Annotated in this window: 13 protein-coding genes and 1 pseudogene; 8 read left to right on the top strand and 6 right to left on the bottom strand. The window is 72.2% G+C overall.

The window, feature by feature from the left end; translation table 11 throughout:
* Positions 1-158: 158 nt before the first annotated feature.
* Together N8I87_RS25630 and N8I87_RS25635 are read right to left on the bottom strand one after the other, a co-directional pair.
* Positions 159-593 (bottom strand): SCO4983 family protein, encoded by a 435-nt coding sequence (locus N8I87_RS25630; protein WP_263212102.1) that lies wholly within the window; start codon positions 591-593, stop codon positions 159-161.
* A 125-nt stretch (positions 594-718) separates the two neighbouring features.
* Positions 719-1930 carry a pyridoxal phosphate-dependent aminotransferase gene (locus N8I87_RS25635; protein ID WP_263212104.1) on the bottom strand — a complete coding sequence of 404 codons (1212 nt, stop codon included), beginning with the start codon at positions 1928-1930 and terminating at the stop codon, positions 719-721.
* A gap of 126 nt (positions 1931-2056) precedes the next feature.
* On the opposite strand from N8I87_RS25635, the gene N8I87_RS25640 reads away from it, so the two are divergent.
* The 3 genes from N8I87_RS25640 to N8I87_RS25650 all read left to right on the top strand — a co-directional run bounded on the left by N8I87_RS25640 (position 2057) and on the right by N8I87_RS25650 (position 3879).
* Complete coding sequence (locus N8I87_RS25640; protein WP_263212105.1) at positions 2057-2371, top strand: hypothetical protein; 315 nt, start codon at positions 2057-2059, stop codon at positions 2369-2371.
* 10 nt (positions 2372-2381) lie between these two features.
* Positions 2382-2864: a hypothetical protein gene (locus tag N8I87_RS25645; RefSeq protein WP_263212107.1), complete on the top strand. Its 483-nt coding sequence runs from the start codon at positions 2382-2384 to the stop codon at positions 2862-2864.
* Positions 2865-3018: 154 nt separating this feature from the next.
* Positions 3019-3879 (top strand): S1 family peptidase, encoded by an 861-nt coding sequence (locus N8I87_RS25650; protein ID WP_263212108.1) that lies wholly within the window; start codon positions 3019-3021, stop codon positions 3877-3879.
* 18 nt (positions 3880-3897) lie between these two features.
* Here the strand turns inward: N8I87_RS25650 and N8I87_RS25655 are convergent, their stop codons facing one another.
* On the bottom strand, positions 3898-5508 hold the full coding sequence (locus N8I87_RS25655) for an N-acyl-D-amino-acid deacylase family protein (RefSeq protein WP_263212109.1): 1611 nt from the start codon (positions 5506-5508) through the stop codon (positions 3898-3900).
* Between the two features lie 30 nt (positions 5509-5538).
* The gene (locus N8I87_RS25660) at positions 5539-6804 is read right to left on the bottom strand and encodes an alanine racemase (protein ID WP_263212110.1); all 1266 of its coding nucleotides are present in this window, start codon (positions 6802-6804) and stop codon (positions 5539-5541) included.
* A 191-nt stretch (positions 6805-6995) separates the two neighbouring features.
* Between N8I87_RS25660 and N8I87_RS25665 the strand changes: the two genes are divergently transcribed.
* Positions 6996-8012 carry a sugar kinase gene (locus N8I87_RS25665; RefSeq protein WP_263212112.1) on the top strand — a complete coding sequence of 339 codons (1017 nt, stop codon included), beginning with the start codon at positions 6996-6998 and terminating at the stop codon, positions 8010-8012.
* Complete coding sequence (locus tag N8I87_RS25670; protein WP_263212113.1) at positions 8009-8776, top strand: IclR family transcriptional regulator; 768 nt, start codon at positions 8009-8011, stop codon at positions 8774-8776. Before N8I87_RS25665 ends, N8I87_RS25670 begins: the two co-directional genes overlap by 4 nt.
* A 20-nt stretch (positions 8777-8796) precedes the next feature.
* Here the strand turns inward: N8I87_RS25670 and N8I87_RS25675 are convergent.
* Positions 8797-9984: pseudogene (locus tag N8I87_RS25675) on the bottom strand (IS110 family RNA-guided transposase).
* A 235-nt stretch (positions 9985-10219) separates the two neighbouring features.
* Between N8I87_RS25675 and N8I87_RS25680 the strand changes: the two are divergent.
* Both N8I87_RS25680 and N8I87_RS25685 read left to right on the top strand, forming a co-directional pair.
* The gene (locus tag N8I87_RS25680) at positions 10220-10630 is read left to right on the top strand and encodes a RidA family protein (RefSeq protein ID WP_263212115.1); all 411 of its coding nucleotides are present in this window, start codon (positions 10220-10222) and stop codon (positions 10628-10630) included.
* A gap of 49 nt (positions 10631-10679) precedes the next feature.
* A complete protein-coding gene (locus tag N8I87_RS25685) occupies positions 10680-14834 on the top strand; it encodes a CHAT domain-containing protein (RefSeq protein ID WP_263212117.1) in 4155 nt (1384 codons plus the stop codon).
* On the opposite strand, the gene N8I87_RS25690 is transcribed toward N8I87_RS25685, so the two are convergent.
* Positions 14815-16626 carry a caspase family protein gene (locus tag N8I87_RS25690; RefSeq protein WP_263212119.1) on the bottom strand — a complete coding sequence of 604 codons (1812 nt, stop codon included), beginning with the start codon at positions 16624-16626 and terminating at the stop codon, positions 14815-14817. The two genes, N8I87_RS25685 and N8I87_RS25690, sit on opposite strands and share 20 nt — an antisense overlap.
* A gap of 97 nt (positions 16627-16723) precedes the next feature.
* On the opposite strand from N8I87_RS25690, the gene N8I87_RS25695 reads away from it, so the two are divergent.
* Positions 16724-17188, top strand: a complete 465-nt coding sequence (locus N8I87_RS25695; RefSeq protein WP_263212120.1) for a hypothetical protein — start codon at positions 16724-16726, stop codon at positions 17186-17188.
* Positions 17189-17238 lie beyond the last annotated feature (50 nt).

Below are 17238 nucleotides of genomic sequence, written 5' to 3' on the forward strand. Positions count from 1 at the left end.
GACGTTACGAGGCAGTGGTGATGCGGCCGCCGTTTGGCGGGCATGAGGGACGCGCAGTCCACCCGAATGTACGCGTCGTATCACAAAAATGGCGCCCGGTCCGCGCGCCGCAGTGGGTGTACGCGGACCGGGGCCGACGAGGGGACCCCGGGGTGAGGTCAGTGGGCCGCGCTGAGTTCCTTCGGGTCGGCCAGCGCGGCGGTGTGCGCGTCCATGCGTTCGGCGGACAGGATCGCCACCGCCGTATCGGCGCGGGAGGCCGCGACGACGAGCGCGCGGCCGGCGAGGGTGTGGGCCCGCTCGTGCAGGGCCGCCGACCGGGGGCCGGGCCCGGTGCCGGTCGCACGGGCCGGGGTGTGCCCGCTGCGCAGCCGGGCCACCTGCTCGGCGAGCCGTTCGGCCGCCAGGTCCAGGTCGGCGGAGGGCACGAGCGCCCGCAGCTCGTCCGTGACGGCGAGCAGGGCCGCGAGATGTCCCGCGAGCTGGATGTCCAGTTCCTCCTCGCGCGACCGGTGGGGGAAGTCCGAGGTGGTGCCGGCCATCGTGCTGTGGACGGACCTGCGGGAAGGCCCAGTGCGGATCGGTTCGTACATGGATGGCCTCCTGTGCTCTGACAGGAAGCCATCCTAGCTTAGATTTCGTCTAAAGTTGAGCCTGTCACGGATTGCGGTCCACCGGCTACGGCGGGCCGTCCACGGGTATGGCGGGCCGTCTCCGGCTACGGCTGGCCGTATCCGTCCAGGAAGGTGCCGATCCGGGTCACCGCGTCGCGCAGGTCCCCGACCGACGGCAGCGTCACCACGCGGAAGTGATCCGGCTCCGGCCAGTTGAAGCCGGTGCCCTGCACGACCATGATCTTTTCCTGGCGGAGGAGGTCGAGGACCATCTGGCGGTCGTCCTTGATCTTGAAGACCTGGGGGTCCAGACGCGGGAAGAGATACAGCGCGCCCTTCGGCCGTACGCACGTCACGCCCGGGATCTGGGTCAGCAGCTCGTAGGCGGTGTCCATCTGTTCCTTCAGCCGCCCGCCCGGCAGCACCAGGTCGCTGATCGACTGGCGGCCGCTCAGCGCGGCCACGACCCCGTGCTGGCCCGGCATGTTCGCGCACAGGCGCATGTTCGCCAGGATCGTCAGACCCTCGATGTAGGAGTCGGCGTGCGCGCGCGGGCCGGAGATCGACATCCAGCCGACCCGGTAGCCGGCCACCCGGTACGCCTTCGACATGCCGTTGAAGGTCAGCGTCAGCAGGTCGGGGGCGACGGACGCGGTCGGGATGTGCGTCGCGTCCTCGTAGAGGATCTTGTCGTAGATCTCGTCCGAGCAGACCAGCAGATTGTGCCGGCGGGCGATGTCCGTCAGACCCTTGAGCACCGACTCGTCGTACACCGCGCCCGTCGGGTTGTTCGGGTTGATGATGGCGATCGCCTTGGTGCGGTCGGTGACCTTGCGCTCGATGTCGGCGAGGTCGGGCATCCAGTCGGACTGCTCGTCGCAGCGGTAGTGCACCGCCGTACCGCCGGAGAGGGAGACGGCTGCCGTCCACAGCGGGTAGTCCGGCGCCGGTACGAGGACCTCGTCGCCGTCGTCCAGCAGGCCCTGCATCGCCATCACGATCAGCTCGGAGACGCCGTTGCCGATGAAGACGTGCTCGACGTCCGTCTCGATGCCGATGGTCTGGTTGTGCATGACGACCGCGCGGCGGGCGGCCAGCAGGCCCTTCGCGTCGCCGTAGCCGTGCGCCGTGGAGACGTTGCGGAGGATGTCCTCCAGGATCTCGGGCGGGCACTCGAAGCCGAACGCCGCCGGGTTGCCGGTGTTCAGCTTGAGGATGCGGTGGCCGGCCGCCTCGAGACGCATCGCCTCCTCAAGAACCGGGCCCCGGATCTCGTAACAGACGTTGGCGAGCTTCGTCGACTGGATCACCTGCATGTCCGTGAGCTTACGGCCCGGTAACGCCCCATGGGCCGTGTTTTCCACCACGTGAGACAAAGCGTTTTGTGCTGTTATCGCCGGTAGCTGTCCCAGCCGCCCCTCCCGTACCTAGAATTCCCGGCCATGTCCAGCCATCGCCAGCACGGAAACGGGGCCGACGGCGTGAACGATGCGAACGACGCGAACGGCACGCCCGAGGCGCGCGACGCCCACGAGGCGGGTCCCGTGGACGGTGGGCCCGTCGGCGGTGGGCCCGCGGGCGGTGGGCCCGCGGTGGTGCCGAACGTCTACCATCCGCAGGCCGCGGCGGCGCCCGCGTACGACGGGTACGCCGATCCGGCGACCGCGCACGGCTGGCAGAACGCGTACGACGAGACGTGCGAGCTGCCCCGGATGACGGACGAGACGGCCCCGCTGCCGGCTCCCGTCGCAGCCTAGCCCGGTGGGCGTGCCGGACAGTGCGCCGCCAGGCGTGCCGACGGGGCCGGGCCGTGCCGCGGCGCGGCGCGCGCGGAGCAGGCGGAGCGCGTCGCGGCGCCGGATCGCGGTGGCCGCCGGTGCCGTGGGTGCCGTCTCCCTCGCCGTGATCGCGGGGGTGTCCGCCTTCTCGGGGTCCTCGTCGGACGGCCCGCAGGGCCAGGGAGGGCACAGCGGTTCGAACGCCAAGGACGACTCCGGGTCGCCCACCGATCCGCGGTCGTCCGCCGCGCCGTCCGCCACGGACCCCTCGGACGGCGCGACGCAGGCTCCCGCCGCCTCCGCGAGCGCGACCCCGAAGGCCTCGGCGAGCGCCTCCGCGAGCGGCGGCACCTCGCCCGCGTCGTCCGCCCCCGCCACCGGCCTCCCGTCGGCGAGCGCCTCCTCGGGCGGCCAGGACGACCAGGGCGGCCGTCCCGGGCGCGGCTGGGGCCGAACCAAGTACCCCAAGTAGACGTCTTTTGAGGTGAGTTGAGTATGCGGTCCGCGCCGTGCGGACCGCATACAACTTCTTGCCGCCATGACGGGCGCCCCTCACAATGCACATGACAAGACAGCAGGCGACCGGAAGATCTCCGGTCGCTCACGTCTGCAGAGGGGACCCCCACATGAACAAGCCTCTCCTTGCCACGCTCGCCGCCCTGGTGATCACCGGGGCGGGCATGGCCCCCGCGGCGGCCGCCACGGCGACGCACAGGACGGCCACGGAGACGAAGAGCGCGGCACCCACACTCAAGGCCGTCAACTTCGCCGGCACCGTCTCGCTCAGCAACTGCTCCGGCTCCGTCATCCGCTTCCCGGCCTCCGCGGACAGCGACCCGGCGCTGGTGATGACCAACGGCCACTGCCTGGAGACCGGCTTCCCGTCGCCCGGCGAGGTCATCGTCGACCAGGCATCCAGCCGCAGCTTCGGTCTGCTCAACGCGTCGGGCACGCGGGTCGGGACACTGCGCGCCGGCAAGGTCGCGTACTCGACGATGACCGACACGGACGTCACGATCTACCAGCTGACCCGGACGTACGCGCAGATCAAGAGCTCGTACGGGATCAACGCGCTGACGGTGCAGGACACGCACCCGACCGCGGGAACCGCCATCACGGTCGTCTCCGGCTACTGGAAGCGGACCTACGCCTGCAACGTCGACGGGTTCGTCTACCGCCTCAAGGAGGGCAGCTGGACCTGGAAGGACTCGGTCCGCTACACCTCCGCCTGCCAGACCATCGGCGGCACCTCCGGGTCCCCGGTCATTGACAACGCCACCGGCAAGGTCGTCGCCGTCAACAACACCGGCAACGAGGACGGCGAGCGCTGCACCGACAACAACCCCTGCGAGGTCGACGCCAACGGCAACGTGACCGTCCGCTACGGCATCAACTACGCCCAGGAGACCTACAACATCCCGGCCTGCTTCACCACGGGCAACAAGCTGAACCTGAACGCCGACGGCTGCACCCTGCCCAAGCCGTAGCGGGGAGCGGGGCGGCGGTCACACCGGAGTCCGGCGGACCGCCCGCCCCGCCAGTACGTCCGTCCGGCGCCCGTCCTCGATCACGAACCGGCCGTCGACCAGGACGTGGGGAATGCCGGAGGGCAGCGCGCGCGGCTGCTCGAAGGTGGACCCCGCCGCGACCGTCTCCGGGTCGAACAGGACCAGGTCGGCGCGGTATCCCTCGCGGACGAGCCCGCGGTCCGGCAGGCGCAGCCGGGCCGCGGGCCGTGCGGTGAGATGGGCGACGCACTCCTCCAGGGACAGCACGCCCAGCTCCCGCACATACCGGCCGAGGTAGTGCGGGAAGGTGCCGTACGCCCGGGGATGCGGCTTCGTGCCCTGGAGGATGCCGTCCGAGCCGCCGGTGTGGGCGCGGTGCCGCATGATCGCCCGGACGTTCTCCTCGTGGCCGACGTGGTGCAGGATCGTCGAACCGAGCCGGTCCTCGACCAGCAGCCGGCGCGCGGTCGTCCAGGGGGCCTCGCCGCGCAGCTGCGCCGACTCCTCGACCGTACGGCCGACGTACTCCCCGAGCGCCGGGTCCAGCACGCCCGAGATCTCGATCGTGTCCCAGTCCACGGGCACGCCGTGGCAGCCGTCCGCGCCGACGACCTCCAGGTGGTGCCGGATCCGCTCGGCGGCCGCCTCGTCGGTGAGCCGGCCGAGGACCGCCTCCGGGCCGCCCTCGCCCGCCCAGCTCGGCAGCAGCGCGGCGAGCGTCGTGCAGCCGGGGGTGTAGGGGTAGGTGTCGAGGCTGATGTCGGCACCGGCGGCCTGGGCGTTGTCGAGCAGCGCGAGCAGTTCGGGCGCCCTTCCCTCGTTGACGCCGAAGTTCATGGTGGCGTGGGCGAGATGCAGCGGGCAGCCCGCCTGCCGGGTCAGCTCCACCATCTCCGCGTACGCCTCCAGGGCGCCCGCGCCGTACGAGCGGTGGTGCGGGCAGTAGTAGCCGCCGTAGGACGCCACCACCCGGCACAGCTCGGTCAGTTCGGCGTCTTTGGCGTACATGCCCGGCGTGTAGGTGAGCCCGGACGACATGCCGACCGCGCCCTGTTCCATGCCCTCCGCGACCAGCTGCCGCATCCGGTCCAGCTCTTCGGGCGTGGCCTCCCGGTCCTCCCAGCCGACGGCGAGCGCGCGGACCGTGCCCTGGGGGATGAGATAGGCCGCGTTGACGGCGATTCCGCGGTCGAGCCGGTCCAGGTACTCGCCCACCGACCGCCAGTCGAAGTCGACGTCCTCGCCGTACCCGTTCCAGCCGGTGACCGCCCGGCGCACCTCGTCGAGCGTACGGTCGTCGACCGGCGCGTACGACAGCCCGTCCTGGCCGAGCACCTCCAGCGTCACGCCCTGCGCCGCCTTGGCGCTGTGATCGGGGTCGCGCAGCAGGGCGAGGTCGCTGTGGGCGTGCATGTCGATGAAGCCGGGGGCGAGGACCAGGCCCTCGGCGTCCAGCTCCCGCATCGCCTGCGGGCGCTGGCAGCCCGCGGCCGCCGCCTCCTTGACGATCGAGACGATACGGCCGTCGTCGACCACCACATCGGCGCGGTACGAGGGCTCCCCGCTGCCGTCCACCACGTCCGCGTCCCGGACGACGAGCTGCTCCACGAGCGGTGACCTCCTGGAAGAACGTATGGATCAGAAGAACGTACGGATGTAGTCGACGACCGTCCCGTCCGCCTCGGCCACCGGGATCAGCTGCCACTTGTCGAAGGACGTGCACGGGTGGGACAGGCCGATGCCCAGCCAGTCGCCGACCTCGATGTCCGCCTCCGGTCCGGTGCGCAGCCACAGGTGCTGGTCGGACAGGGCGGTCACCTCGATCCCGGCCGCCGGGCGCTCGACACCCTCCCTGCGTACCACCTGGGCGACCGGCAGGTCGAGGTCGTGGGCGGCGTCCCGCTTGCCCGCGTTGACGAACGCCTCGGTCATCGACGGGCGGGACACCACCTGGGCCCACAGCCGGAACGCGGGCTCCAGGGCGCCCTCCTCGGGCACCCGGTTGAACGGGGTCTGCTTGCGGTAGTGCACGTCGTCGTGCGAGACGTAGGCGCCCGAGCGCAGCAACTTCAGCACTGGCAGGGAGAGTTCGGGGATCTCGTCGAACACGTCGGCGACCGCGTCGAACCACTCGCTGCCGCCCGCGCTCACCACGATCTCGTCCGCCCGCGCGAACCGCCCCGCCTTGTCGAACTCCACGGCGATCCCGGTCAGCCGGCGCAGCCAGGCTCCTACCGACTCCACGGAGGCGCGGGGGACCTGGGCCTCATAGCCCGCCACGCCCGCCAGGCGCAGCGTCCGCGTGCCCGCCACCGCGTCCGCGACCGCCGCGCAGTCCGCCTCCGTGCGCGCGCCGGTGCGGGCGCCCTCACCCGCGCCCAGCTCGACGACGACGTCCAGCGGGCGGGAGGCGCCGCGCAGAGCCGCGTCCATCAGTTCCACCCCGCGCACGGAGTCGACGTAACAGATGAAGCGGAAGGACGGGTCGGCGTCCAGCTCGGCGGAGATCCAGCGCAGTGCCGCCGCGTCCACCAGTTCGTTGGCGAGGAACACCCGCTCGATGCCGAACGCCCGCGCCACCCGCACCTGGTGCGGCAGCGCGAGCGTGATGCCCCAGGCGCCGTGCTCGATCTGGCGCCGGAAGAGCTGCGGGGCCATGGAGGTCTTGCCGTGCGGGGCGAAGACGAGGTGGTGCCGGGCCGCGTAGGTCTCCATGAGCCTCAGATTGTGTTCGAGGCGCTCGGCGGACAGGGCGAGGACGGGCGTGGTGAAGCCGTCGGTGAAGAGGTTGCGCCGCTCGGCCGCCAGTTCGCGGACGGTCAGGCCGTCGGCGTCCGGGGGAAGGCCCTTGAAGCGGTGGTCGACCCGTTCCTCGGCCAGGCGGGCGAGCGCTTCGGTGCTCATGGAGCCTCCCTCTCAGGATGGTTGCAACATATGCAACGTTCATTGCGTATGGCGCTGTTCGGTGTCTAGCATCTCGCCGACAACCGGGTCAACGGAGCCGCCGCCCGGGCATCGACAGGGGCATCATCCTGGACGCTACTGACGACTCTGTCATCGACTGCACCATCGACTCCGCCGTCGCCCCCGCTGTCGTGGACGTCGTCGCGCTCGGCGAGTCCATGGTCACGTTCCTGCCCACCCGGCCCGGCCGCCTCGCCGACGTCCCCGTCTTCGACCGTGCCATCGGTGGCGCCGAGTCCAACGTGGTCTGCGCCCTGGCCGCCGCCGGACATCCGGTGCGCTGGGTGAGCCGGGTCGGGGCGGACGGCTTCGGTGACCACCTCGTCGAGACGATCGGGGCGTACGGCGTCGATGTCGCCTCCGTGCGGCGCGACCCGCAGCGGCCCACCGGCATCTACTTCCGCACGGCCGGCGACCGGGCGGGCGGCGACCACGAGGTGGCGTACTACCGCGCCGGATCGGCGGCCTCGGCGATGGCTCCGGGGAACGTGGACCTGGCGGCGGTGCGCGCGGCGCGCGTGCTGCACCTGACCGGCATCACCGCCGCGCTCTCCGCGGACTGCCTGGAACTGGTACGGGCGCTCACCGCCCCCGGCGCCGGACGGCCGCTGGTCTCCTTCGACGTCAACCACCGGCCGGGACTGTGGCGGGACGGTGCCGGGGCACGGGTCCTTCTCGAACTGGCGCGCGGGGCCGACATCGTGTTCGTGGGCGAGGACGAGGCGGATCGGCTGTGGGGCCTGCACGGCCCCGACGCCATCCGTACGGCCTTCCCCGGCCCCGCGGTGCTGGTCGTCAAACAGGGCGCTGCCGGAGCGACCGTCCACGACCAGGACACCGTCACCTTCGTCCCCGCCCTCTCCGTCGACGTCGTGGCCGCCGTCGGTGCGGGCGACGCCTTCGCCGCGGGCTTCCTCTCCGCCACCCTGCGCGGCCTCCCCGTACGCGACCGCCTGCGGCACGGTCACCTCGTGGCCGCCGCCGCGCTCACCGTCCCCGGCGACCTCGCCCTGCCTCCCGCCCGCGACCACGCCGCCCGGCTCGCCGCCCTGGACGAGGAGTCGTGGGGCAGACTTCGACTCGGCCCCGGCTGGACGCGGGCCGATCGGGTCCCTGATCGGACCTCTGAGGAGGCAGTCACCCCATGAGCCAGACCGTCGACCGTGCGCTGAGCATCCTGCCGCTGCTCGCCGAGGGCCCCGCCGACCTCGGCCGGGTCGCCGACCGGCTCGGCGTGCACAAGTCCACGGCGTTGCGCCTCCTGCGTACCCTCCACGAACACGGCCTGGTCTACCGCCAGTCCGACCAGCGCTACCGCCTCGGCGCCCGCCTCTTCGCCCTCGCCCAGGAGGCGATGGAGAACCTCGACATCCGCGAGATCGCCCACCCCCACCTCGTCCGCCTCAACGAGCAGTGCGGACACACCGTCCATCTCGCGGTGTACGAGGAGAACGAGGTGCTCTACCTCGACAAGGTGGACAGCCGCTACCCCGTGCGCATGTACTCGCGGATCGGCAAGCCCGTCGCCATCACCGTCGCGGCCGTGGCCAAGCTGCTGCTCGCCGATCTGCCCGAACCAGAGCGCCGCGCGGTCGCGGAACGGCTCGAATACCCCATGTACACGGTTCGTTCAACGCCCAACGCCCCTGCCTATCTAAGGGAGTTGGACAGGGTGCGCGAACAGGGCTGGGCCGCTGACCTCGGCGGCCACGAGGAGTCCATCAACTGTGTCGCGGCCCCCGTCCGGGGCGTCGACGGCCGGGTGGTCGCCGCGATGTCGCTCTCCGCGCCGAACGTCGTCGTCACCGCCGAGGAACTCCTCACCCTGCTCCCGCTGGTGCGTCGTACCGCGGACGCGATCAGCAGCGAATATTCCGGCCGAACTCCGGTTCAAGACCCCGAACTCCGGTAAAGGACTTCCCAATCGTGATGTCAAGCCGCAGCCGTGACGGGAGGTGAACCTTGATAGCACTCTCCGTCACGGATCATCGCCCACAAGACGTTGAGCCTGCGGCGAGCGAGGGCCAGCAGGGCCTGCTTGTGTCCTTTCCCCTCGCTGCGCTTGCGCTGGTAGTACGCCTTGGAGGCGGAGCATGTCGTGATGCTGACCATCGCCGAGAGGTACATCGACCGCAGCAGGCCACGGTGGTACCGCTTGGGCCTGCGCAGGTTGCCGCTGACGCGGCCGGAGTCGCGTGGTCTGGGGCCAAGCGGCGAAGCCGGCCAGTCGGTCGGCGCTGCCGAAGGCGTCCATGTCACCGCCGGTGGCGGCGATGAACTCGGCACCCAGCTTGGTGCCCATACCGGGGAGGCTGCGGATCACCTCGGCGTGCGGATGCTCGCGAAACCTGGCCTCGATCAGGGCGTCGAGCTCGGCGATCTCCTCATCGAGGGCCATCACCCCCTTCGCGAGGCGGACCACCATGGCGGCGGCCAGCCTCTCGCCGGGCAGCGCAGTCTGCTGGGCTTGCGCGGCTTCCACCGCCTTCTTCGCGAGCGTGGCGGCGCCGCGGACCTTGCGGTGCTTCAGCCAGGTCTCGATCCGCTTGACGCCGGCGCGGCGGATCGCGGCCGGGGTCTGGTAGCCGGTCAGCAGCGTCACCGGGCCCTTGTTGACCAGGTCCAGCGACCGTTCCAACGCGGGAAGATCTCCAGCAGTTGAGCCCGCAGACGGTTGATCTGCCGGGTGCGGTCGAAGACCACGTCCAGCCGCCGGGTGGTCAGAGTGCGCAGGTCGACGGCGATCTCGTCACCGGGCCGCAGCAGCCCGAGGTCCCGGCGGACCCGGGCCTGGTCGGCGATGACGAAGGCGTCCTTCGCGTCGGTCTTGCCCTCGCCCTTGTAGGTGGCCGAGGCCCGGTGGACCGCCAGGCCGGTGAGGTAAGCCATCGGCTGGCCGTGATTGAGCAGCAGGCCAATCAGCAAAGCGGCGCCGCCGTGGTTGAGGTCGACGGCCCACAGCACGTCGGTGGATATCGCCAGGACATCGCCGATGAGCTGCAGCAGCTCGGTCTCGTCGTTCAGGACCCGACGGGACAGCAGACGTTCGCCATCCGCGTTGATCACCACGCAATGGTGGTGTTCCTTGCCGATGTCCACTCCGGCCCAGATCTCGGGCACGTTCCCCTCCGCCAGCTCGCCATCACATCGATCCCGCAGACGACCTCGCCGACGTTGTCCTACAGCAGCGATCGAGTCGCGTCTCCCAATTGGCGGTCGAGTCGTCGCGGGGCTCCGGGCGGCCAAGTCCTTTGAGCCGTCGAACCGGCGCTCGCATGACAGCCATACCGAGAACCCCTGGGCCCTCCGATCTTACGAATGACCAGAGCAACCACCCTTGAAAGGTAGGACCCGCATGACGGACAAGATCGCACTCACCCCGAAGACCCACGGCACCCCTCCCGCCAAGTTCTCGTTCGGTGTGCGCAAGGGCAACATCCTCCAGGTGGCCGGTCAGGTCGGCTTCCTCCCGGCCGAGGAGGGCAGGCCCCCCACGCCCGCAGGACCCACCCTGCGCGAGCAGACCCTCCAGACCTTCGTCAACGTCAAGGCGGTCCTTGAGGAGGGCGGCGCGAGCTGGGACGACGTGATGATGCTCCGCGTCCATCTGACGGACACGGCGCACTTCGCGGAGATGAACGAGATCTACGACGCCTATTTCGAGGAGCAGGGGCTCACGCAGGCTCCGGCCGCTCGTACGACGGTGTACGTCGGTCTTCCCGAGGGTCTGCTGATCGAGATGGACGCCTTGGCCGTACTCGGCTGACCGACCGGGACGCGAACCCGACGGGCCCTGTCCGGGCAGTATGGGCTCTGTGACCGACGACCTCCTCGAAGAGCTGGCCGCCGAGCGCGACCAAGTGCTCGACGCGCTGGCCCAGTTGTCCTCCGGCGACCCTGACGCGCCCGGCATGTGCGGATACGCGGGCGAGTTGAGCCACCGGCTGTATCTGCTGCGCGCCCGGGGCGAGGACGACGAGGAACTCGCCCTGGCCGTCGACGCGTTCGAGCACGCCTTCCGCAGGCCCGGCGTGGAGCCGGTGTGGTCGGCCTGGCGAATCCGGTTCGGGCATCTGCGGGCCGTGCAGTACGAGGCGGAGGGGCAGCGCCGGCTCCTCGACGAAGGCTGGGAGTTGCTGCGTGACGGGGTCGACGGGCTGGCGTCCGACGACCCCGACTTCGGCAACGAGCGGGCGTGGGGCCGGTATCTGCTCGCCGTCTGCGCCAAGACCCGCTACCTCGCCGCCCCGGACCCGGACGCCCTCGACGAGGCCCTGCGCCGCCACACCGACGCACTGGACGACGTGGAACCGGACGGCGAGGAGGAGGCCGATCTGCGGACCGCACTGGGCTTCCTCCATCTGCAACGAGCCCGGCTGTACGGCGACTTGGCGGCCGCCGCCGAGTCGGCCGCGCACTACCGCGCCGTGCTCGCCGTGGCCGGGCCCGCCGACCTCCCGCACATCCGCCACAGCATGGGCATCGCCACCATGCTGCACGGCCGGGCCAGCGGCGACCAGGAGGAGCTGGAGACGGCCCGGGACGCCTTCGACACGGCCCTCACCGAGGCCCGCAGGGCAGGCGGCCCCGAGCCCGACTGGGCCTTCGAGGCCGAGGTCAACGCCATCTTCGTACGCGCCGTGATCTGGTCCACCTGGAAGGACGTCGGGCACGCCCTCGCCGCCGAGGTCGAACTGCGCCGGCTGCTCGAACGTCCCGGCGCCGAAGCCCAGTTGTTGCCCCAGTACCTCGACGCGTTCGGACGGCTGCTGTACGAGCGGGCCGCCGAGCGCGACGACGCCGAGGGCCGGGACCGCGGGATCGTGCTGATACGGCGGGCCGTCACCGAGTGGGACCAGGACCGCGACGGCGAGATCGCGCCCCCCGCCCTGTTCCTCGCCCTCCTCCAGCAGGCCCGCTATCACGACGACCCGGACCCGCGCCGGGCCCAGGACGTCCTGGAGGCCGCCGGACGGCTCCTGAACGGCCGGCACGGCAACCATGACGGACGGCTCGACAACCATGAACTGACGCAGTCGGCCCTCATGCTGGACGGCTGGGCCCGCTTCACCCTCGCCGAGCACGGACTCCTCGCCCGGACCGACGACGGACTCCCGGAGGGCCTCGACGCGGAGGCGTTCCGCGGGACCGTCGACACCATGCTCGACGACCTGCGCGAGGGACGCGCCTTCCTCGACTTCGGCGAGGAGGAGTTCCTGCGCGGCATGGAACGGGACGTGACCGGCCGCAAACGCCGTATCGAGAGCTTCGAGAAGGCACTCGCCCAGCTGCGCGGCGCCGAACCGGGCAGCGCGGGCCGGGCCCAGCTCGCCGCGATGATGCTGTGCAACCTCACCGTCGTCGACCCGGAGGGCACCTATGTCACCGCCGAACACCGGCGGCAGCTGACAGAAGCGGTGCTCGAGCGTGCCGAGCGGGACCCGGCCTGGCGCGGGCAGGCCCACGTCGTCGCGGGCATGGCCCGGCTGCACGAGGAGACGACCGTCGGCACCGGCGCGGGCCTCGACGAGGTGCTCGCCCACTTCGACCGGGCGCAGGAGGCCGGCGTCCCGGAGACGGACGGCCACGGCGGCTACGGCCTGGCCATGGCCCGGCTCATGGCACAGACCCAGCGCGGCCAGACCGGCGGCGCCGCCGACGACATGGAGGCGGGCGCCCGGACCTGGCGCCGGCTGCGCGACAACCCCGCCCTGCCCGCACATCTGCGCCGCATGATGGACCTCCAGCAGGCCGGCTTCGACGCGCACACCGCCGTCCAGCGCGGCGACCTGGCTGCCGCCGACCGGCACATCGCCGCGCTCACCGAGGGCCACGCCGCCATGAGCGACGAGGACCCCTCCCGCATCGAGATCTACACCGCCCTGGAGAACGCCCGCGCCGCCCGCGACAACCTCGCCCGCACCCTCGGTGCCCCGCCCCTGCCACCGCTGCCCGGCCGCCCCGGCGCGGCCGAACTGCGCCGCCAGGCCCGCAGACTGCCCCGCGACCACCGCGCCTGGGTGCTCGGCGACGCCGGCATCACCCGCTTCACCCGGGCCGGGGCCGCCATGGACGGATCCGGCATCGTGGAGGCGATCGGCCTGCTCAAGGAGGCCCACGAGCTGTCCGAGCCGGGCAGTGACAGCCGCCTCAGATACGGCCACTGCCTCGGCATCGCCCACTGCGCCCTGTCCGGCCTGGAGTTCGACCGCGTCCGGCGCCGCGAGCGGCTGGCCCGGGGCATCGAGCTCCTGGAGCGCGGGTTCGCCGAGGCGGGCGGGCCCGAACACCGCCTGTACGCCGAGATCGGCCTCGCGCTCGCCCGTGCCCACCGCACCCGCGACGACCTCCACCGCCGCGACCGCGCCTCCGCCCGCACCCTCGGCCTGACGTCCCTGCGCGGCCACGCCTGGGCCGCCCTGCTCCAGTCCGGCACCGACCACGCCGCCCTCGCGGCCGCGCACGCCACCCGCTCGGCGCTGGAGGTGGCCGGCTGGTGCCTCAAGGACGACCGTCCCGAGGAGGCGCTCCAGGCCCTCGACGCCTGCCGCGGCCTGGTCCTGCACGCCGCGCTGACCTCCACCACCGTGCCCGACCTCCTCACCTCGGCGGGCCGGGCCGACCTCGCCGAGGAATGGCGGGCCACGGGCGCGGACGCCGCCGACCGGCCGACCGACCCGCTGACGGCCGCGCGCGCGCCCCTCGCCGTCCCCAGCACCCTGCGCCGCCGCGTCCTCACCGCGCTCACCGACACAGAGGCCGGCGCCCCCCTCGCGGCCCGGCTCCTCGACCCGCCCGCCCCCGACGAGATCGCCGGGGCCCTGCGCGCACTCGCCAAGGACGCCCTGGTCTACCTGGTCCCGTCCTCCGACGACGCGCCCGGCACCGCCCTGGTCGTCACGTCCAGCGGCACGGTGCACGCCGTACCCCTGCCGACGCTCTCTCAGGACGCGGCGCCGCTGAAGGAGTACGCCCCCGCGGGCGTCCTCACCCGCGACCTCGGCCCGGTCCCCGGCTCCGTGTTCGCCGCGGCCCCGCCCTCCCTGCGCAAACAGCTCGACCGTCTGTGCGGCTGGGCCTGGTACGCCGCCATGCGCCCGCTGCTGGAGGCCTTCGAGATGCCGCGGGGCCGGCTGCCCCGGCTCGTCCTCGTCCCCATGGGGACGCTCGGCCTGGTCCCCTGGCACGCCGCGTGGGAGTCGGGCGGCCCGCGCGGGCGCCAGTACGCCCTCCAGGCCGCCGAGATCTCCTACGCCGCCTCCGCCCGGCTCCTGTGCCAGGTGGCCGCCCGGCCCGCCACCGACCACACCGGCGGCGCGCTGGTCGTCGGCAACCCCACCGGCGACCTCCACTACGCGGGCGAGGAGGCCGACGCCGTCCAGCGCGCCTTCTATCCCCAGGGCCGCTTCCTCGGCCGCCGCGGCACCGGCCCGGCGGACGGCACGGGCACCCCGGGCGAGGTGCTGGACTGGCTGCGCGAGGGTGCCGACGGGGGAGTGCTGCACCTCGCCTGCCACGCCTCCGTCGCCGCGAACGCCCGCCGCAGCTCGTATCTCTCCCTCAGCGACGGCCAGTTGGCGGCCGAGGAGATCACCGGCGCGGGTGCCGGGGACGGTGGCGGCCCGGCCCTCGTCCTGCTGGCGGCCTGCCGCAGCCATGTCTCCGGCCGGGGCCACAACGAGGCCTACAGCCTCGCCACCGCCTTCCTCGTCGCGGGCGCCCGCTCGGTCGTCGGCTCACTGTGGCCGGTCCCCGACGAGGCGACCTCGGTCCTGATGTTCCTCACCCACCACTTCCTGCGCACCCACGGCGAACCCCCGGCGAAGGCACTGCGCCGGGCCCAGCTGTGGATGATCGACCCCGACCGCGCACTGCCCGCCGAACTCCCTCCGGCCCTGGCCGACCGCGCCCGCCGGATCGATCCGCACGACCTGAGCGCGTGGGCGGGGTTCACCCACCTGGGCCGCTGATCGGCTTTGGCACGAGTGTGCGCAGGGGGAGGGTGACGGTGGTCCAGCGGCCGGGCCCGCCCCCGGGGACCGGTCCCAGGTCGCGGATGCCAAAGGGGGTCCAGGGATCCCAGGCGGGCAGTTGGAACGGCAGTGTGTTCAACTCCCCTTCCGCGACGATCAGCTTGAGCCAGTCCCACCCCTCGGCCCCGGGCACTGCCGCACGGCCGCGCGGCAACGACAGCTGCACGGGCTCGCCGTCCAGCGCGTAGCCCGTACGCCCGGGACCGATGAAGTGCCCGGGATACAGGAGGGAATGGCAGGCGTAGCTGTCGGTCAGATCCAGCAGCAGGCACCACAGCGTGCGGTCGGGGGAGCTGTTGTGCAGCCGGATCGAGACCCAGGGCGCCTGCCCGTCCGCATACGCACAGACGATCTCCCCGGCGGCGTCACGTCGCAGCGGCTCGTCGGAGCCCCAGGAAGTGATCTCCACCCGTACCAGTTCGTCGAGCAGCGAGGGCCGCGGAGTCATGTCGCGCAGCTGGTGCCAGCGGGTGAGGTGCGTCAGACAGTCCACGACACGTCGCGCGTCCGCACCGCCCCCGTACGGCACAGGCTCGGTGAACGCCGTGCCGTCGCGCCGCAGCACCTGGGCCGCACCGTCCCGTACCCGCACCCGGAAGTGCAGATCACCGGCGTCTTCGGGCCCGTCGACCAACCGCACCAGTGGCGCGTCCGAGAGGGCTTCGGCCAGCTCCCGTACGGCCGCGGCGGACCCGTCGACCGCCACCGTCCCGGGCGGCAGCGCGACCGCCGAGAGTTCCACCGGATAGACCCGCTCCTGCTCCGGCACCCACCCGACGGGCGTGACCAGCGTCCGGCCCACCCCCACTTCCCACGCCTGTACGACGGATCGTCCCGGCTCCCCGTCCACCACCGCGAACTCCGTCCCCCGGGCCCCCGCACCGTGCACGCTGCCGCAGTCCACCTCCCAGCCGTCCGGCCCGTGGCTCAGCAGATGCGGACTCGGCGCCCTGCCCGCCCCGCCTCCCAGGAACGGCCGGTCCACCGCGCCGCCCGGTAGATCCGGGTACAGCACCGGCCGCTGCCCGCTCCCCAGCCGCTGCACACCCACCGCGGCCGCCGCCAGCAGTTCCCGGCAGGTGGCGTCGTCCCCGGCCGCGCGGGCCGCGCTAACCAGCGCGCGCGTGAACGCACCCTGTCGCACCCCGTCGAACCAGCCCTCGAAGGACTGCTGGTCGAGCCGGCACGCGGCCAGCAGCAGATGCCGGGGAGGGGTGCGGGAACCCTGCGTGTCACGCGCCCCCAAGTCCCAGGCGGGCAACGGCGGCGCGTACCGCGCCGTCAACTCCGCGTCGCGCGAGGCACCCCCGGAATGACAGCAGTCCAACACCGCCACCACCTGCCCACCCCCGGCCGCCACCGTGTCGAGCAGCGCGCCCAGGCGCTTGTCCAGCAGCGGGCCGTCCACGCAGACCAGGGCCTGGTTGAGCCCCGTCGCCTCGATCAGCAGGTCGTCGCCGGTGGCTTCCCGCTGGGTGCCGTGTCCGGAGAACCACAGCAGCGCGGTGTCCCCGTCGCCCGCCGCGCCCAAGTGCCGTACGACCGCGTCCGTCACCGCGTCGACCGTCGCCTCGTCGTCCAACAGGACCATGACGTCGGCCCGTTCGCCCGCGAGATCGGTCAGCAGCCGGTGTGCCGCGGCAACGTCGTTGGCGCAGCCACCCAGTGGTGTCGCCACGGATTCCGGATAGTCGTCGACCCCGACCAGGAGCGCCTTGATCCTTCCCATGGGTCCGAGTGTGTCAATTGTGCTTCGAGCTCGCACTCTTGACGTGACGTCACTAAACTTTGCTCCTGGTAACACCACCCATGACATCGGGGGACACATGGGGTACACCGAACGTCCGCGACGTATCGTGCGGCCCACACTCGGCACCGGACAGTCGCACGCGCCCTCCGCACCCGCCGCTCCGGCGCCCGGCATCGCGCGCCGCGAGCTCTACGGGCCACGCTCCGCACCCCTGCTGGAGGCCGTGCGCCGGCTCGACGCGGGCCTCGACGAACAGGCGAGCCGCTCGCTCGCGGACTGGGTCCGGGAGCAGTACACGACGTCGTACGGCTCCGTGCCGCTCGGCTTCGTCGCCCGCTGCTTTCTGGGCCCGCCGTACGTCGACCACCAGCTCAACCTGTTCCATGTCATCGTGCGGCACTTCGCCCCGGCCGAGCAGATGCCCGAGCCGTTCTCGGCGGCCCGGATGCTCGCCCGCTCCGGCGGCTACGCCTACGTCGAGGTGTACGCCGACGGCCTGATCCTGCCCGTACTCGACGACGGCACGGTCGTACGGCCCTGAGCCGGTGCCGCCCCCACGCTCCACACCCCCAGACGCAGCACGCGAACGGA

This window comes from Streptomyces sp. HUAS 15-9 (assembly GCF_025642155.1).
Lineage (GTDB): Bacteria > Actinomycetota > Actinomycetes > Streptomycetales > Streptomycetaceae > Streptomyces.